This window comes from Psychromonas sp. KJ10-2, assembly GCF_047323255.1.
In the GTDB taxonomy this organism is placed as follows: Bacteria; Pseudomonadota; Gammaproteobacteria; order Enterobacterales; family Psychromonadaceae; genus Psychromonas.
This window is the reverse complement of record NZ_CP178827.1, coordinates 31073-48755: the sequence shown is the minus strand read 5'-3', so window position 1 is coordinate 48755 and position 17683 is coordinate 31073. Positions and strand designations below refer to the sequence as shown.

12 protein-coding genes, 2 tRNA genes and 2 pseudogenes are annotated in these 17683 nt (G+C 37.0%); 5 read left to right on the top strand and 11 right to left on the bottom strand.

Annotated features, from left to right (window positions below; genetic code table 11):
- The first annotated feature begins 39 nt into the window (after nucleotides 1–39).
- Both ACLKL2_RS00205 and ACLKL2_RS00200 read left to right on the top strand, forming a co-directional pair.
- Nucleotides 40–786, top strand: a complete 747-nt coding sequence (locus ACLKL2_RS00205; protein ID WP_413692929.1) for a siderophore-interacting protein — start codon at nucleotides 40–42, stop codon at nucleotides 784–786.
- Nucleotides 787–935: 149 nt separating this feature from the next.
- Nucleotides 936–1928: an LLM class flavin-dependent oxidoreductase gene (locus ACLKL2_RS00200; RefSeq protein ID WP_413692928.1), complete on the top strand. Its 993-nt coding sequence runs from the start codon at nucleotides 936–938 to the stop codon at nucleotides 1926–1928.
- Between the two features lie 76 nt (nucleotides 1929–2004).
- Here ACLKL2_RS00200 and ACLKL2_RS00195 read toward each other — a convergent pair.
- The 7 genes and pseudogenes from ACLKL2_RS00195 to ACLKL2_RS00165 form a co-directional block, all read right to left on the bottom strand.
- A pseudogene (locus ACLKL2_RS00195) lies at nucleotides 2005–2668 on the bottom strand (YoaK family protein).
- Between the two features lie 74 nt (nucleotides 2669–2742).
- On the bottom strand, nucleotides 2743–3216 hold the full coding sequence (locus tag ACLKL2_RS00190; protein ID WP_113819174.1) for a Dps family protein: 474 nt from the start codon (nucleotides 3214–3216) through the stop codon (nucleotides 2743–2745).
- A gap of 209 nt (nucleotides 3217–3425) precedes the next feature.
- A complete protein-coding gene (locus tag ACLKL2_RS00185) occupies nucleotides 3426–4016 on the bottom strand; it encodes an EAL domain-containing protein (RefSeq protein ID WP_413692927.1) in 591 nt (196 codons plus the stop codon).
- Nucleotides 3991–5079: a diguanylate cyclase gene (locus ACLKL2_RS00180; protein ID WP_413692926.1), complete on the bottom strand. Its 1089-nt coding sequence runs from the start codon at nucleotides 5077–5079 to the stop codon at nucleotides 3991–3993. Before ACLKL2_RS00180 ends, ACLKL2_RS00185 begins: the two co-directional genes overlap by 26 nt.
- Nucleotides 5080–5733: 654 nt before the next feature.
- The gene (locus ACLKL2_RS00175) at nucleotides 5734–6225 is read right to left on the bottom strand and encodes an aminotransferase class V-fold PLP-dependent enzyme (protein WP_413692925.1); all 492 of its coding nucleotides are present in this window, start codon (nucleotides 6223–6225) and stop codon (nucleotides 5734–5736) included.
- The gene (locus ACLKL2_RS00170) at nucleotides 6209–6910 is read right to left on the bottom strand and encodes an aminotransferase class V-fold PLP-dependent enzyme (protein WP_413692924.1); all 702 of its coding nucleotides are present in this window, start codon (nucleotides 6908–6910) and stop codon (nucleotides 6209–6211) included. The genes ACLKL2_RS00175 and ACLKL2_RS00170 overlap by 17 nt, the downstream gene beginning before the upstream one ends.
- A gap of 423 nt (nucleotides 6911–7333) precedes the next feature.
- On the bottom strand, nucleotides 7334–7540 hold the full coding sequence (locus ACLKL2_RS00165; RefSeq protein WP_413692923.1) for a hypothetical protein: 207 nt from the start codon (nucleotides 7538–7540) through the stop codon (nucleotides 7334–7336).
- 310 nt (nucleotides 7541–7850) lie between these two features.
- Here ACLKL2_RS00165 and ACLKL2_RS00160 point away from each other — a divergent pair, with 310 nt between their 5' ends.
- The gene (locus ACLKL2_RS00160; RefSeq protein ID WP_413694375.1) at nucleotides 7851–8612 is read left to right on the top strand and encodes a DNA/RNA non-specific endonuclease; all 762 of its coding nucleotides are present in this window, start codon (nucleotides 7851–7853) and stop codon (nucleotides 8610–8612) included.
- Nucleotides 8613–8710: 98 nt separating this feature from the next.
- Here the strand turns inward: ACLKL2_RS00160 and ACLKL2_RS00155 are convergent, their stop codons facing one another.
- From ACLKL2_RS00155 to ACLKL2_RS00140, 4 genes are all read right to left on the bottom strand, one after another.
- Entirely contained in the window at nucleotides 8711–10231 is a 1521-nt protein-coding gene (locus tag ACLKL2_RS00155) for a hypothetical protein (protein WP_413692922.1), read from the bottom strand.
- 949 nt (nucleotides 10232–11180) lie between these two features.
- Nucleotides 11181–11528 carry a hypothetical protein gene (locus ACLKL2_RS00150; RefSeq protein WP_413692921.1) on the bottom strand — a complete coding sequence of 116 codons (348 nt, stop codon included), beginning with the start codon at nucleotides 11526–11528 and terminating at the stop codon, nucleotides 11181–11183.
- Between the two features lie 847 nt (nucleotides 11529–12375).
- Nucleotides 12376–12466: transfer RNA gene (locus ACLKL2_RS00145), tRNA-Ser, on the bottom strand.
- Nucleotides 12467–12928: 462 nt separating this feature from the next.
- A tRNA-Ser gene (locus ACLKL2_RS00140) sits at nucleotides 12929–13019 on the bottom strand.
- Nucleotides 13020–13255: 236 nt separating this feature from the next.
- Between ACLKL2_RS00140 and ACLKL2_RS00135 the strand changes: the two genes are divergently transcribed.
- A complete protein-coding gene (locus tag ACLKL2_RS00135) occupies nucleotides 13256–15217 on the top strand; it encodes an exoribonuclease II (protein WP_413692920.1) in 1962 nt (653 codons plus the stop codon).
- Nucleotides 15218–15405: 188 nt separating this feature from the next.
- Nucleotides 15406–17665: pseudogene (locus ACLKL2_RS00130) on the top strand (YgiQ family radical SAM protein).
- Nucleotides 17666–17683: the final 18 nt, after the last annotated feature.

Below are 17683 nucleotides of genomic sequence, written 5' to 3'. Positions count from 1 at the left end.
ATTGAAATAGCAGCTACTATAAATCCAATAAGGAATAATATGCGCAAACAAATCCGACAAGCAAACGTATTAAGTACGCAACAAATCACTCCTCATTTACAACGTATTGTCATTGGTTCTGAGGAATTCAAAGGTTTTAATTCCTCTTTAATAGGCAACTATGTCAAAGTACTGCTTGCTAAAGAACCAGAATTAACCAGTGAGATAGAGATGAAAAATGCTTGGATGCGCTCTTACACCATTCAAGATGTAAATGAAGAAACAGGCGCGTTAACCTTAGACTTTGTTATTAACATGCACCAAGGTCCAGCAACTGACTGGGCTCAAACTGCTAAAATAGGCGACCGATTAGCAATTGCAGGACCTGGACCTAAAAAGCTAGATGACTTTACACAAGCACATTATGTACTCATTGGCGACTTAACCTCAGTGAATGCGATCAAAGGTTACCTAAAACAATTACCTGCAAGCGCGCATATAGATACGTTAATACATATTCCGAGTGCGCAAGATAAAATTGATTTAGATACTCAACGTCCAGTAAATTGGTTAGTGACAACAACACCTAACGAAAGTGTTGCCAAGGCGTTAACGGGATTAGCATTAACTTCTGACACTATTGTATTTATGGCAATTGAAGCAGGGTTAATGGGTGAACTAAAACAATTTTTCGCCAAACAATACCAAGTTTCACGAACTCAGATTGTCGCCTCAGGCTATTGGAAACAAGGTGTTGATTCTGAAAACTACAAATTACAACGTATCCAGTCAGCCAACACTAAATAACCAATAAAGATCATCATTGAATAGTCCCCGCCTATTCATGATATATTTTTGCAGGCGTAAACTGGCGAGAAATCAGATAATTTAGTTTATATAAGTGTTATGATTTTTATTCTATAGCCTTATTTTTCCCTTTTCTCAGAGGTGCTAACTTGTTATCTACTATCCCTTTCTCTTTATTAGAACTTGCGCCAATGCAACAAGATGCCAGTGTGTCGCAAACCTTATCGAATACAACACAGTATGCACAAAAAGCAGACCAGCTGGGCTACCATCGATTTTGGTTAGCAGAGCACCACAATATGCCGGGCATTGTCTGCGCCGCTACCAGTATTTTAATAGGACACATTGCCGGTAAAACTAAACGTATTCGCGTTGGATCAGGTGGTATCATGCTCCCCAACCACTCCACCTTGGTAGTAGCTGAACAATTTGGCACTTTAGAGAGTTTATACCCTAGTCGTATAGACTTAGGTCTGGGTCGAGCACCTGGCAGTGATAATATGACCAGCCAAGCCTTAAATAGCGACCCGCAACGAGCACAACGTTTTCCTGAAGAAGTTAGTGAATTACAACGATTATTAGGTCCACATAAGAGTAATTCTGCAGTACGTGCGATTCCTGGCGAGAATACTAATGTGCCTATCTGGTTATTAGGCTCGAGCTTATTCAGTGCACAGTTAGCTGCTGACAAAGGGTTACCTTATGTTTTTGCTGGGCATTTCGCTCCACGCTTTTTACAACAAGCGGTTGAATTATATCGACGAGAATTTAAACCTTCTGCGATCTTAGATAAGCCCTATTTTATACTGGCTTTACCGGTTGTTGCTGCTGAAACAGATCAACAAGCTGAATATTTATCAAGTACTTCCAAACAAAGAGTGTTAGCACTGATGCGTGGACAAGCGCTTTGGTTAAAACCACCCGTAGATTCAATGACAGGGTTATGGACGGAACAAGAAAAAGCACAAGTAGAAAACTTTCTGAGTTTAAGTGTGATTGGCGGGCCAATCAGTATTAAACATAAATTAGAGATGATTACGAAACAGTTCAATGTAGATGAATTTATGTTTACTAATGACTTATATGATCCTCAGCAGCGACAACGAGCACTAGAAATACTAATGTCAGTTAAAGGTGAATAAACAAGCGCCTTTAACCCCAAAATAGTTAACCATCGCTACATTATTTAATGAAGCGATGCCAAGCATAGTATCTCATTTATCGATTCATTTTCATGCTATACATTGAGTATGAGAAGGCTAATAACGTACAAATAACCACTGGAATAAATAATGCTTGAAAGTAAAATACCTCGAAAAAATAAGCGCCCAATGCCCCACCACTAATGAACCCTGTAATAATCAATAAAAAGAAGTAACTTTCGTTTATCAAAAGCTTCACCACGCAATTTAGCGCCGACCATAATGCCAATGTCAGTAAAAATCCCTGTCATATGGGTTGTTCGAACTACAGCCCCGCTATAAGTCGTCGCTAAAGCATTTTGTAAACCACAGGCAGCAGAAGCAAAATAATGACCTGTTAATCTACCTTGATCTGATAAATAGAAAATAGCGGCTAATAGCAACAGCGCTTCTAGATATAATAACCCGCTATACCTTCGCCCTAACTTTAATGAGCCACCTTTTAGGTAGTACCCTGAAATAATAGAACCAATAACAAAACTAATGAGAATCAATAAAAGGTGTAAGCTGCTTGAAAAAGAGGCTGTGATCAACCCTGTACCAAATTGCGTTGCAGTACCAGAAAGGTGAGAAATAGCTTGATGTTGGAAGCCTAACAGGCCAATTGAATTGATAAATCCTGCGATTAACGCAAGTATAAATGCACCAGATTCAACCCAACGAGGCAGTTTTGATATCATAGGCATACTTTTTAAAGTAAAAAAGCGTGTGATCATGAGGACCACACGCTTATTATTTGTCTAGGCAGACTAAATTATAGCGCTTTAGTCGCTCTTAACATCCAAGCCGTTTTCTCATGGATACGCATACGGTCAGATACTAAAGATGCAGTAGACTCATCGTCAGCTTCTTGTGCAACTTTTAATACTTTACGAGACGTTTTAACAACTTGTTCATGTGCTTTAGTCAATAAAGAAACCATATCAGATGCACTTGGTACACCTTCAACTTCTTCGATAGAGCTAAGTCTTGCGAACTCTTTGTAAGTACCTGGTGCGGCATCACCTAACGTTCTAATACGCTCTGCAATATCATCAACTGCAACTGCAAGCTCTGTGTAGTGCTCTTCAAACATTAAATGCAATTCACGAAACTGTGGACCAGTTACATTCCAATGAAAGTTATGTGTTTGTAAGTATAAAGTATAAGAGTCTGCTAAAAGACACTTTAGACCTTCAGATATTTCTGAACGGTTTTCTTTACTAATACCAATATCAATCTCTGTCATTTTATTTCCTTACAGTAATCACTGTTAATTGTCATAACAGTCTAGTGAAACAAAAAAGTAACTAGTAACAATCTCTTAAATGGATTATCACTAAAACTAATTAACCTAGTTAGGTTACTGCATTCATAGTCAATGAGCAACACAAGTCCATGGATCTTTTACGTTTTAGAAACAATTAATTATCAGATAAATATCTATATATTGTTAAATTATACGAGACTCGTATCATGTTCAATTAAGTCAATGATCTCAGTCAAAGGTAATGCTTTTGAGAAGTAATAACCTTGAGCATAATCACAACCTAATTCAATTAATAAATCTAGCTGCTGCTTTGTTTCTACGCCTTCAGCTAACACGCTTACATCTAATATTCTTCCTAATTCAATAATATGCTTAATAAAATTTGTATCTAACTCAGTATAGCAAACCTTATCAACTAAACTTCTGTCTAGCTTTAATTTATCAATGCTTCTATGGAAGGTACGTATCAAACTCAATGATGAGTAACCTGTGCCAAAGTCATCAACAGCAATATGCATACCTAATGCTTTTACTTGTAACATATTCTCAGAAAGCATTTTAGAGTTATTAATGGAGGCTGTTTCTGTTACTTCTAACTCAATAAAATGGGTCGGACAACTAGTCACTAACAATATATCTCGAATTCGTTCGATGAAAGTTGTCATTTCCATTGTTTTAAAGGAGATATTAATCGCAATTCTAGGAACATTAAGGCCTTGTTTTTGCCATAATGCGGCCTGCTTACAGACCTTTTCAAACACCCATGAGATCAAACTCAAAATGTAAGCCAATATCTTCAGTAATCGCTATAAAAATATCAGGACGAATAACCCCAAGAGTAGCATCTGTCCAACGCGAGAGCGCTTCTAAACCAACTAAGACTTTTGTCTTCATATCATATTGAGGTTGATAATGAACTTCGATGACTTCTTCTGACATAGCTTGCGGTAATGATTCTATGATCAATTTATATCTCAAAAAGTCTTCTTTAGGCTCAGGTGAGGCAATAAAGTAATTATTAATACTGTATTTTTTAGCTTTTTGTTTTTCTGTTTCGGCGGCAATCTGCATCGAGTGGTAACAATGGTATTGATACCCAGGAGAACTCACCCCGATACTAAATGATTTACTAATGGCTAACTGCTCTGAAATAACTATAGGTTTAGTTAGTGCAAAACATAAATTTTGACAAATAAGCTCAATACGTTTCCTGAGTACTGGCTCTGGTAAATCTTCATTATCTTCAATTAAAATGGCGTATTTAGCATTAGAAAAACGGATAACAAAACCAAAGCTTTTTAATAAAAACTGTAACTGCTCACCTAACAATGTCAGATATTGATCACCAACCATATAATCGTAACGAAAATTAATAGCAGAAAAATTATCGGCTTCTAAAACTAATAACACCATGTTTTTCAGTGCTATTCGATTATTTTCCAACAAATAATTAACACGTGAAATTAGTGCCCAACCATTTGGTAGTTTAGTGATAGGATCAATTGACTTATTTTCAGATACACTAAAATACAAAGCGAATATATCACAACCTTGATATACACAATGCAGCTTTACACTGACTGCATAATGGAATTGATTGAACAATTTAGCATCACAGAAAACACCATCTTCATAACGTAATGCACAATTAAATAAGTCATCTAAGCTGTCATAGTTAGCATCCTCTGCTAATACTAACTTATCTGATAATTGCGAGTTTTGTATCGCAGACGAAGAGAAACCCGACATTTCAGTAAAGGCTTCATTACACTTTGTCACCATATTGACACTGCCTCGGTAGACAGTGAGCATTGCTAGCAATGTTTTACTATTATCAAGCATAAAAGTTAATATCTACAGCTAAAGGTAAAAAGTATAAGTTTGTTGAGTTATCAATAGTATATAAAATACAAAGTCCTTAAATAAATAAAGAGTAATAAACTGAGTATAGACCAATTCGAATTACATTCATGACAGGGAGTCATTTAAGAAGGGAAATAACTTTTTACTAACTTTGTTGATAGCATAAAAAGTAACAACAATAAAATAAGTGATTTAACCCAATAAATGAGACCGACAATATTAAATAAATAATCTAATGGTTGATCAATATAAGAGATCATTTAATTAATATGATTGGTATTAACCTATGAATTAGTGTGGTTATGCTAAATAGCAAGAAATTCATTAATTTCTACCTAACACAAAATATTAGCTAGAATAAATTACGATCACTTAGTGATTCTTTATTGATAGTAAACTTACTTTATCAACTCTTAATATATAACGTTTGTATCTATAAATAAATAGATTTTTTGATTTATAAGTGATGTTAGTCATAACTATTTTTAAAAAACAAACAGTAACCAAATGGATCACTCCAGGGCAAATTGATCATAAAAAGAAGATGGGTGTGAAGAGGAATGAAGGTAACCTTTAAATGATAACGGCTATTATATTATCCATATAACAACCGCTAAAATAAAACGTGTGCAATTAACTATTTTCTATCTGGAAACGGTGCATAAATGCAGCTAATCTTTTTGCTTCATCAACGGTCACCCCATTATATAAGCTTGCACGTAGGTAATCGCCTACACCAAAAGGCGTCAGAGTGCGAAGACCCACCATGCCTTTATCCCAACTTTCAATTAAAAACTTATTGGTTAAAGCCTCATCACCACCAGCAATGTTAAAAGGCACATTCATGCGACTACGTAAGCTTGTATTAGTCACAGGTGTTGCGTAGAAACCATTGGACTTATCAATTACGTCATATAACGCATTTGATTTAGCAATAGAACGGCGTTCACATTCATGCACACCGCCTTCTTTGACTAACCAATCCATTACCATTCCAACTACTTCGATATTAAATGTAGCTGGTGTATTCCAAAGATTACCCGCTTCACTATTAGTTGTGTAATTAAAGACCCCCGGACAAAGCGGTGATGCTTTACCTAATAAATCTTTACGTACAACCGTCATCGTTAAACCTGGGTGACCGATATTTTTTGATGCACAAGCAAATAGGACACCTACTGTTACAACCAAGCCAATCAATGGGTTTGGTGCTGAAATCAGAACTTGCATCCACCACTAATGGAATATGTTTTAATGATTCAGGTAATTTAGGCAAGCGATGCAACTCAATGCCGTTTACCGTTTCGTTAGAACAAAGATAAAGATACTTACTCTCTGCATTAACATTGGCCTCAGTTAACTCTGGAAAAGTAGTAAATTTCCCTGTTTCTGGATCGCGTCCATCGATAGTATGAACATTACAATATCTATCAGCTTCATCTCGACCACGTGCAGACCAAGTACCATTAACCACATAACTCGCAATATCAGACGCTTCGGCACATAAATTCAATGGTAACGCTGCAAATTGACCATGGCCACCACCATGCGTGAACAGTATTTCATATTCTTCAGGTATTTCCATTACTTCACGAGCCGTACTGACTGCGTGATCCAAAATAGCCAAAAATTCAGGCGCACGATGGGATATCGATAGCGATGTAAAGCCAGGTTGATTAAAACTAGCTGCAATTTGTGCTTCAACCGCTTTTGGAAGAGAAGTTGGACCAGGGCTGAAGTTGATTACTTCTTCAGAAGGAGCGGTAGAACTAAGTGAGCCAACGAGGGCCGGATGAATCTCTGTATTCATGTTGTATTACCTTACATAATCAAGTCCATATTAACGCTTATAAAAAGTGTTAATTTTTAGTGGATTCATTATGCAAGCAAATTTCCAGCCTGCTTAGGGCCAGAATGAGCTTTTCTTGATCCCAATGAGGAAAAAGTAATACCTAGTATGGTGAAAAAGTAAGCTAAAAAGTGACGAGTCAACGAGTACTCGCCCCTTTTATTTTGCTATACCAATGATAGTAAATAAGCGACCTAAATTTCACGCAGGAAAAATGACTTAATATCAGGCATAAATGGTATTTTGAAGATTAACCTCGTTAACCGTCAGTTTGATAGTTAACCAAAACCTATTCATTCTTTGAGGGTTTCCCCTTTACAAAATTTACAACAAAACAATAAGTTATTTTAACAACTGAAATAGATCCCAGTCTGATTGGTATTGTTAATGGCGGTCGTGTTGTTGGCTATGTCCACCACCTTGCTGACCACCACCTCCACCACCGCCATGATGATGAAAAAAGCCACAGCCAGTGAGTGAGAGAGATAAGCCAAGAATCCCTACTAAAGTTAATAATCGCATAAAAACTCCAAATATAAAGCGTAAGTTAACGTGTAATTCAATAGACAGTTGATCAATCAATAGGTTCAAATGTGTCACCTTACATTATATTACACGGCACAATCAGATGAGACCGGCCAAACCTAGTTATCCACGCTTGTATTCGCTAAGTAGGCTGCATGTCGCATTCTTAACATGACCTTTATAACAGCTTACTTAAACAAATAAAGCAGAGCAATTATTTAGTGTAATGAGCGCACAAACCAGCCTTTAAATCTCCTGCAGAATATTTAAATTATACCTTTTTAATTAAACATTTATATAAATGTAACCGCAATGGCATCTTTTACCTGTACAAATATTCTTCCACTAAAACAATCTATAAGGATATACCATGAAAATGAAAACAACCGCCATGATCATCGCCACATTATGGAGTAGCGTGAGCCTCGCAGACAATTGTGTTTATGATTGCCCAACGGGTGTTGCAGGTGAGCAGATCGAACGTTCAATTTACACATTAAGCAATAATGCAAATACAAAATTTGCAGATTGGGTTGCTTATAATGTAACCAGTGAAACGATTGATGGCCCATCTCGCTCACGATACTGGAAAGCTGACCCAGACATTGATTCAGCAGACACATTAGAGCCCGGTGACTACACGGATGCGAATGCTATTTTATCAACAGATAGAGGTCACCAAGTACCATTAGCTTCATTTAGTAATACAGATGATTGGGCAATGCTTAATTACTTATCAAACATTACGCCACAATCTTCCACTTTAAACCAAGGTCCTTGGGTAGACTTAGAAAGTGCAGTGAGAAGTATGGTCTCTGCTGGACAAGATGTTTACGTAGTCAGTGGCCCCTTATATGAGTGGACCTTTGGTGAGTTGCCTGAAGCTGACGAAACACATACCATCCCAAGCGGTTACTTCAAAGTAGTGATCACTGATGTTAATGGCTGGGTAGAAGCTTCCGCTTTTATTATGGAACAAAGCGCCGCTCGTGCCGATGATTTTTGTACAACAGAAGTGACCGTTGATGAAGTGGAATCTCGAAGTGGATTAGATATTATGCCGTCTTTAGCTTCCTATAAAGAAAGTTCAGTTGAAGGTCAACTGGGTGGATTAACTGCTAGTCTAGGTTGTAGTTAAATAGCTCCAGTGCGAGTTAATGGAAATGAAAAATAAGATAGACCTTATATAAAAAAAGCCCTGCTATATGGCAGGGCTAAAGGACTCAAACTGCTTTATTATAATTCGTAAGCATTACTTAATGTGGTGGTATTACTCTCTAACATTGCTTGATATAGCTCTTCTGTTTCAGACGTCGTTGTAATTAATCCATTTAAGTCGCTATAAAACTCCGTTGCAGCAGCATCGTCAACAAAATCAGACGCGCTGTATTCACCTAAATCAACTAAATCGACATTGGTTGTCATTAAATATTGAATCACATCTGATTCATCAGCATCAGAACTCACCAAATTAATTTCAACACGAGATAAATTAGGGTCATCATAGCCAAATAAGCTGCTTTCCAATACTACTGGCTCTTCATTGGCTAACGAGTAAATAGATTGGTAAGAGATATTACTTGAAGACGATGTTCTGTCTTCATCTAAACGAAAGTGTACACGTTGGTAATCAAAATCATCACTACTGTAACTCCCGTTTGTATCGATACAAAAAGCATCTGCGATACTACATGTACTGCTCACAGTCACATCATCTAAAGTATCAACTGACGGAAACGCAGCTAAATCCAGGAAGGTCACGTCATCTAATTCAGTGAAACTGGTAAATGACCACTCATTATCACTGATTGTCCCCGATAAGTAACCGCTCCATAACGAAACCTCTGATGTATCATAGGCTAATTTCAATAATTCGACGTCATCATAAATAGGCTGCCAAAAATAACTTTGATCATCATGCACAGCAATAATACCGCTATCACTGTCTAACTCTACAGTGTCAGTGCTAGACCAATAAAGGTCGGTTAAATATAAGCTAGAAAGCGTTGATGTCATATCATAGCCCGCATCGTCTTCATCTTCATAAAGATTTTCAGGATCAATAAACTTCCAAGTTGTTAAAGCACTATATTGTAATGTAGTTGAATCATAATCATCATATGCTGTGATTAATACATCACGTGAAGCAGGATATGGAGAATCAACTGGAATATTACTAGCAATTATATTGCCCGAGATTGAATCAACATCATAACTACTTTGGTAATAAGAAGTGTCTACACTGGCTTGTCCAACATTTACTAACGCAGTGCCTGATGCAGTCTCTCGATAATCACTGCCAGTATAACAAGCCCCATCTTGCTCTTGAGTAATATTTAATACCATATCATCAAGCAGATCTTTCTGAACACTAAACATATAGCTACCTCGGTCACCGCCGGTTAAGCTTTCTACTTCTTCAAGTGTGACATAGCCATCGTCAGGTACATCAGTACTGGTAATGGTAAACAACCCATTAGTAATATCCTCTCCTTCATACGTTTCTGCGATGCTACCATCAGCATTATGATAAAGAATATTATAATCATCTTCAGCGACATAAGCGGTGATCACTTCACCATCATTCAAATCTGAATCAGCATAAATAATACACTTACTATCCAGTGAACTTTCACTAACAGATTTTAATTGCAGCACTTGCCACTGATATGTTGGGGCGCTAGAGCCAGAAGAGCCTGAGCCACACCCAACAACTAATGCAGGTACAATGAGAGACGCTAAGATGGACTTTTTCATTATTTTAATCCTTAAAATAAAATAGTGTTTAATATGAATACAGCCAAAATTTTCGAAGTATCTGGTGCTGCCGATAACTTGATAAAGCTTGTGTCGATTTTTTGATATTTAACGCCATTTTTATGACATTTATTAAATTAATAGCGTAAATAAACAAACTTAAAGTAATAATCACTGTGAATATACTTAGATAAAGCAGAATCCATGCCATAAACATAAAAGAAAAAATAAAAGTTGATGAGAATAAACAAGCAGATTGAACTTGAAGCAAGTAGAGGTGATTTTATGTGCATTTACATGAAATATATTGGTTAGGTTTAAGCTAGAGAAAATACTTTGATTAACAGCCTAACTACTTTAAACAGTTATATTAATGAGTAAAACAGCTCTATTAGTCGCGAAATAACCCTCAGTAGCATTAAATTTAAAAATAGAAAGTCGAGTTTCAGGAAAAATGATTTAGTTTAATGCCAATTGCATTAAATAAGTGTTCTACATTTTGCGCCGGAAAAACAGCTTAACTCAAGGCCTCATTTAAGCCTTTTCGACGATTAACTTCATTAATCGTCTATCGGAGAATTAACCAAAGGAGGTTAATGCCTTTAATAGTTGTTCTATAGACAAAATGACAACGAAGGAGTCAGTTATTTAACAAGTAAAATAGATCAGTTACTTAGTGTGATTGGTATAATACTTTGTTAGCAAATAATTGAGGACATTAAACCTGTTAATGGATTGAATAATAAAGGTTATGTAAAAAACAGGTTAATCCGCATGACTTACAAATACCAACAGTAATAAAGATGACATTAAATTGACAGACTTAACACATAACAAAAAGCATTATTTTCCTACAAAAATGCGCAAAGCAACTCTACAGTAAGCTTATATAGCAAGCCATCTGTAGAAATGCTCTCAGCACATTGATCAGCGTTGTATGTTGCTTGCATTAAACTACAGCCAATAATAAAGCACCCACTGATAATGCACCTTTTAAGAATTGACCAGCAGAATAACTGTCATCCGCTTCTTCCTTGTCTTTTTCAGGATGGTCCATACCTAGCATACCATGAGCAAAAGACTCAACTTTACTTGTGCTCTCTTCTTCTGATACAGGCGTATTTGTCCTCTCTGCTGCAGACAACTCTTTTGCCTTAGCTGATAACTCAACATGGTTATTTTCTGTTGGTGTAACAGCTTTTAACTCTTTAGCAGCCTCTGCGTCTTTAGTTTGTGCATGTTGAGGTGTTGCAACCTTAAGATGAGTACTGTATTGATTAATGCCAATATTTGTCATAAATCCCTCTAATTTATTCAATGTCCACGTCAATTTATCGACAGGAAAATAAAAAACTTAAGTTTTTTCTGTTTTATTTTAAAAAAACTTATCGCTAACAAACTAAACAAGAGCATTTTTTATGCCATTATTAAAAATAAAAGTAAAAAGCGATATTTATACCTTTAATAGTAGTTAAATATTCATAAAGCGGTAGAAAAATACCGAAATTTTCCTCTTTTTTTAGCAAAAAATAATTAATTAAGGGGTTAGCACTGTCACCCAAGGGCAATGATAAACAAATTATTCCTCTTAACTTGCCGTATAGGCAGTGATTGCCGCTTTGTAAACGGCAATATGGGTGACGAACAACCCACCAAGCACAGTGGCTTTAATATTGTCAGCACAAAAGAGGAAGATAACAGCTATCTAACAGCCTGAATTATACCAATTGCATTAAATAAGTGATCTAAATTTTGTGCAGAAAAAATGGCTTAGTTTGAGGCATAATTTGATGTAAATGGTTGTTCCCTATACGAAACTTACAACGAAAAAATAAGTTGTTTTAACAAGTAAAATAGATCAGTTACTTACTATGATTGGTATTAGTTCAAGGCGTCATTTAAACCTCTCGATGATTAACTTCGTCATATAGTCTGACGGAGAATTAACTAAAAAATGTTAATACTTAAATAGTTGTTCTATTTTCGAAAATGACAACGAAGGAGTCAGTTATTTTAACAAGTAAAATAGATCAGTTACTTAGTGTGATTGGTATTAGCACAATAGTTAAAGGTGTTGAAAGAGGAATTATAATGATTGCAGAAACGAAAAAAGGCTTCTCAATGAGAAGCCTTTTTTCTTAATGTGGCGGAGGAGGAGAGATTTGAACTCTCGGAGAGCTATTAACCCTCGCTGGTTTTCAAGACCAGTGCATTCAGCCGCTCTGCCACCCCTCCGCAGAACGAGGCGTATATTATAGAAGTTGAGATAAAAGCCAAGCTCTTTTTACAAAAAAAAGTGCAAGTGCTTACTTTTCAAACTAATTAGTGCTTTTAGTGATTGAGTTGATCGTTAAATAAACACAACCATATAAAAATCAGCCTGTTATCTTTACTACAACTTTAAAAAGTTAGTTAACTTATTCAACACAACCATTTAATTGAATCCATAAGCGTCCCCCAACTTGTTTTCTATCTTGTAAGGGCCAATAGAAACTAACCTCTAAAACTAAATAAAGGGAAATATATAATTTGAAAATCATGTTGAGGTAATTAATTAGGTGCTTTAAGGAATGCTTAAGGAGCAATAGTTTAGGTTATATGTTTTGGAAAACTATTTTGAGATAAGGAAATGAAGTATATAAGACAATAGGTTAGAACGAAAAAAGGCTTCTCAATGAGAAGCCTTTTTTCTTAATGTGGCGGAGGAGGAGAGATTTGAACTCTCGGAGAGCTATTAACCCTCGCTGGTTTTCAAGACCAGTGCATTCAGCCGCTCTGCCACCCCTCCGCAGAACGAGGCGTATAATATACAAGTTGAGAAAAAAGCCAAGTCTTTTTTTTATTTTTTTATAAATCTATTTAAATTTCACGAATTCAGCAGTTCAACCTTTAATTAACGGGCAATCACCTTTACTATCGCAGCATAAGTTTATAGATATTAATGCATTTATTATTTCAGTTTTATTATTGATAAAATTTTCTCTCTAAACACCTTATTTATTGCAATTCATTAAAGGTTTCAGCATGTTTCAAGACAATCCATTACTTAATCAACTTAAACAAACAATGCAAGACAATACGCCAAAACGTACTGGTATTGTCAAAGCATCAGAGCGTGGATTTGGCTTTTTAGAAACCGATAAAGGTAAACGTTTTTTTATTGCCCCAAGCGAAATGAAAAAAGTATTACACGGCGATCGCATCAGCGCGACCATTCAAGAAAATGGTGATAAATCAACCGCAACACCTGTTGAGTTAAAACAAACAGAGGTTTCTGAGTTCGTTGCACAGTTATCGATAAGTACAAAACGCGTATCGATTAAAGCAAATAATCCTCTGATTAATGGCTTTTTTAAAATAAAAGGAGCAATGCAATTAGCTAATCAAGGCTACCATGACGGTGACTGGGTTAAGGTAAAACTATTGGGTCACGCATTAAAAGATAACGGCTTCTTAGTGGAGGTCATTGAAAAAATCGCAGAGTATAACGACCCTTTTGCCTACCGTATGATTGCCGTAGCAACACATAATCTACCTAACAAAGCACCTGAGTTTGATCATCCATGGCAAGTCATCGATCCTGAATTAGAACGTGAAGATCTCACTAAAACGCCCTTTTTTACTATTGACGGTGTTAATACCCAAGACATGGATGATGCCTTGTACATTGAAGAAAATGCGCAAGGCTGGGCACTCACTGTTGCGATTTCAGATCCCTCTGCTTATATACCAGAACAAACAGAGATGGATAAAGAAGCTTGGCAACGTGCTTTTACCTTATATCTCCCCAACTTCAATGTACCTATGTTACCGCGCGACTTGAGTGATAGTTTATGCTCTTTAAAAGAGTGTGAAAAGCGCGCGACTATCTGTTGTACCATACACTTTGATAAGCAAGGTAAAATCACCCAAGAGCCGCGCTTTTTTGCTGCCTGGATAAAATCGCACTACCGCCTCAACTATCACGATGTGTCAACGTATTTAGAAAGTGAAGAATTAAGTGATGGACAATGGAAGCCTAACCGAGAATTAAGCCAGCTATTAAAAACACTTGATGCAGCAACCACAGCCCGTCACCAATGGCGTTGTGAAAACACCATTGTCATGAAGAATCAACCGGATTACACACTTAAACTGAATAATAAAGGTGAAGTGTATGAAGTGCTTTGTGAACCACGTCGTAGTGCTAACCGCTTAGTGGAAGAATCAATGATAGCTGCAAATGTTTGTGCTGGTGACTTTTTAGCAAAACATAAACAAGCGGGTGTATTTAACGTACATTCAGGTATTGCTAGCGATCGTATTAATAAAGCCGTTAGCTTATTAGCTGAATATGGTATTGAGGTCAAAGCAGAAGCTCTCTCTACATTAAGCGGTTATGTAGATATGCGTCAACAGGTTGCTAAATTACATAATGTATATTTAGAGCATAGACTACGTCGCCTTTTATCCTATGCCGATACTAGCGCAACCCCTGCTCCTCATTTTACAATGGGCGTTGCACATTATGCGACTTGGACATCTCCGATCCGTAAATATGGCGATTTAATCAATCACCGTTTAATTAAATCGGTATTAACTGAACAAGCAGCTAGCCCTGTTGACCCTGATATTGGTATTCATTTAAATGAAGCACGTAAATCGCAACGTATGGCGGAACGAGATGTTAATAATTTGTTGTATTGTAATTATTTAAAAGACCAAGAAAACTCGGATTGGCGTTACAAAGCAGAGATTTTTGATATCGTTAAAGCGGGCTGTCGTGTTCGAGTTCAAGAAAATGGCGCAACCTTCTTTATTCCAAGTAGTTTGTTAGGCAAGACTAATAATGATGCTAAAAAAATAGAATGTATGCGTGAGCAAGGAGTTGTTAAAGTAGGCGAACAAGTAGAATTACAACTAGGTGATGTGATCGATGTGATGCTGACTTCTGTGAAACCTGAATCCCGTCAATTAATCGCAAAATTAGCCGATCCGTTAGGTTAACCTCCCCTTCCCAAATAGTTAACCAGTTGATTTTTAACTTCAACTGGTTAACCCTTATATTTGCCACTTTATTTAACAATCACAACAAACAACTTTGTTAAACTCTATGGTATAATAGACACAATTTAACATTCCAATACTAGAGATTATTTTTCTTGAAGCCAATAACTACCCCCAAAGACCGCAATTTGTTTTCATACCCAAAATATAGAGGCGAACCTTCTGCCAAGGCCGCTCCTTTTTACCTATGTCTCGTAAAGAGATGAAACAGCTTGGCTGGGATAGTTGCGATATTATTTTAGTAACAGGTGATGCTTACGTGGATCACCCTAGTTTCGGAATGGCTGTGATCGGCCGAATGCTTGAAGTTCAGGGTTTTAGAGTCGGTATTATTGCGCAACCTGATTGGCACTCAAAAGATGCGTTTATGCAATTAGGTAAACCTAATTTATATTTTGGTGTGACTGCCGGTAACATGGATTCAATGATCAACCGCTACACGGCTGAAAGAAGACTAAGACACGATGATGCCTACACACCAAATGATGAAGGTGGTAAACGTCCTGATCGTGCAGTAACAGCTTATACACAACGCTGCAAAGAAGCTTATAAAGGTGTGCCAATTATTATTGGTGGTATTGAAGCAAGTTTACGCCGTATCGCACATTATGATTATTGGTCAGACAAAGTACGTCAATCTGTTTTGTTCGATTCAAAAGCAGACCTATTGATTTATGGTAATGCTGAGCGTCCACTCATTGAAATTTCACATCGTATTGCACAAGGTGAGGACGTCAAAACGATTACTGATGTACGTGGCAGTGCATTTTTAACCAATAGCGCCCTACCAGGATGGACAGGTATAGACTCTCGTAGCGTTGATAAACCTGGCAAGATAGATCCAATCCCAAGCCCATATCAGGATTTGAGTGAGAAATGTGATACCGCAAAAGATGAGGATGTCGTCGATGAAGCATCTGATGTGACTAAAACAGCACAAGTTATTCAGATGATTCCACACAAAAGCACGCCACAAGAAGAGCGTGAAAAAGATGGATAGAGAAATCAAAAGCGTGGTCTACCACTTATATTAATCTACCGACTTTCGAACAAGTGAAAGAGAATAAAATACTGTATGCCCATGCATCACGTATTTTTCACCAAGAAGTGAATCCAACTTCCGCTAAAGCATTAATGCAAAAGCACGGTAATCGCGCAATTTGGCTAAATCCACCAGCAACACCATTAGAAGAAAGTGAAATGGATGGTGTATTTGGTTTACCTTATGCCCGCGTTCCGCATCCGAGTTATGGTAATGCCAAAATTCCTGCTTACGATATGATTAAAACTTCCATCAATATTATGCGAGGATGTTTTGGTGGCTGTACATTCTGTAGTATTACAGAGCATGAAGGCCGTATCATACAAAGTCGTTCACAGGAATCCATTATCAATGAAATTGAAGACATTAAACTCAAAGTACCTGGGTTTACTGGTGTCATTTCAGACCTTGGTGGTCCAACGGCAAATATGTATAAATTACGTTGTAAGAGTGAAAAAGCAGAAGCAACTTGTCGTAAACCTTCTTGTGTATGGCCAACGATTTGTGGTCACCTTGATACAGACCACACACCAACCATTGAGTTATATCGTGCTGCTCGTAAAGTACCGGGCATTAAGAAAGTATTGATTGCTTCAGGTGTACGTTATGATTTAGCTATTGAAGATCCTGAGTACATTAAAGAACTGGCAACGCATCATGTTGGCGGATATTTGAAAATAGCGCCAGAACATACTGAAGAAGGCCCATTAAATAAAATGATGAAGCCGGGTATGGGCAGCTATGACAAATTTAAAGAATTATTTGATCATTACTCTAAAGTAGCCGGTAAAAAACAATACCTGATCCCATACTTTATCTCAGCTCACCCTGGCACAACAGATATGGACATGATCAATCTAGCTATGTGGTTAAAAGAGAATGATTTTAAATTGGATCAAGTACAAAACTTTTATCCTTCGCCGTTAGCTAACGCAACAACCTTATATCACACAGAGATCAACTCTCTGCGTAATGTAAAAAGAAACAGTGAATCAGTATCCATTCCAAAAGGAACGATTCAGCGTCGATTACATAAAGCGATATTGCGTTACCATGATCCAGCTAACTGGCCAATTATTCGTGAAGCCTTAGTCAAAATGGGATTAGATAAGACCTTGATTGGTAGCAAAGCAAGCTGTTTAGTGCCAAAAGAAACACGCGCTGAAGTGCTTACCAGAAACGCTAACAAAGCCAAAGCACCTTTAAAAGGCAATAAAGGGACAGCAAAAAATCAAGGTAAAGCAGCGACAAATAACAGACGCAAGCCTAAACCCAAATTTGGGACTAAACCTGCTAATGGTAAACAAGGTTTAACTCGCTTTAGTACTAACCAATTTCAAAAATAATTGATAATACCAGTTGCA

Excerpts from the sequence above, each read along its gene's own strand:
- ACLKL2_RS00205 (WP_413692929.1), top strand. The coding sequence starts at position 40 with ATGCGCAAACAAATCCGACAAGCAAACGTATTAAGTACGCAACAAATC.
- ACLKL2_RS00190 (WP_113819174.1), bottom strand. The coding sequence starts at position 3,216 with ATGACAGAGATTGATATTGGTATTAGTAAAGAAAACCGTTCAGAAATA.
- ACLKL2_RS00180 (WP_413692926.1), bottom strand. The coding sequence starts at position 5,079 with ATGCTTGATAATAGTAAAACATTGCTAGCAATGCTCACTGTCTACCGA.
- ACLKL2_RS00175 (WP_413692925.1), bottom strand. The coding sequence starts at position 6,225 with ATGACGGTTGTACGTAAAGATTTATTAGGTAAAGCATCACCGCTTTGT.
- ACLKL2_RS00170 (WP_413692924.1), bottom strand. The coding sequence starts at position 6,910 with ATGAATACAGAGATTCATCCGGCCCTCGTTGGCTCACTTAGTTCTACC.
- ACLKL2_RS00160 (WP_413694375.1), top strand. The coding sequence starts at position 7,851 with ATGAAAACAACCGCCATGATCATCGCCACATTATGGAGTAGCGTGAGC.
- ACLKL2_RS00155 (WP_413692922.1), bottom strand. The coding sequence starts at position 10,231 with ATGAAAAAGTCCATCTTAGCGTCTCTCATTGTACCTGCATTAGTTGTT.
- ACLKL2_RS00150 (WP_413692921.1), bottom strand. The coding sequence starts at position 11,528 with ATGACAAATATTGGCATTAATCAATACAGTACTCATCTTAAGGTTGCA.
- ACLKL2_RS00135 (WP_413692920.1), top strand. The coding sequence starts at position 13,256 with ATGTTTCAAGACAATCCATTACTTAATCAACTTAAACAAACAATGCAA.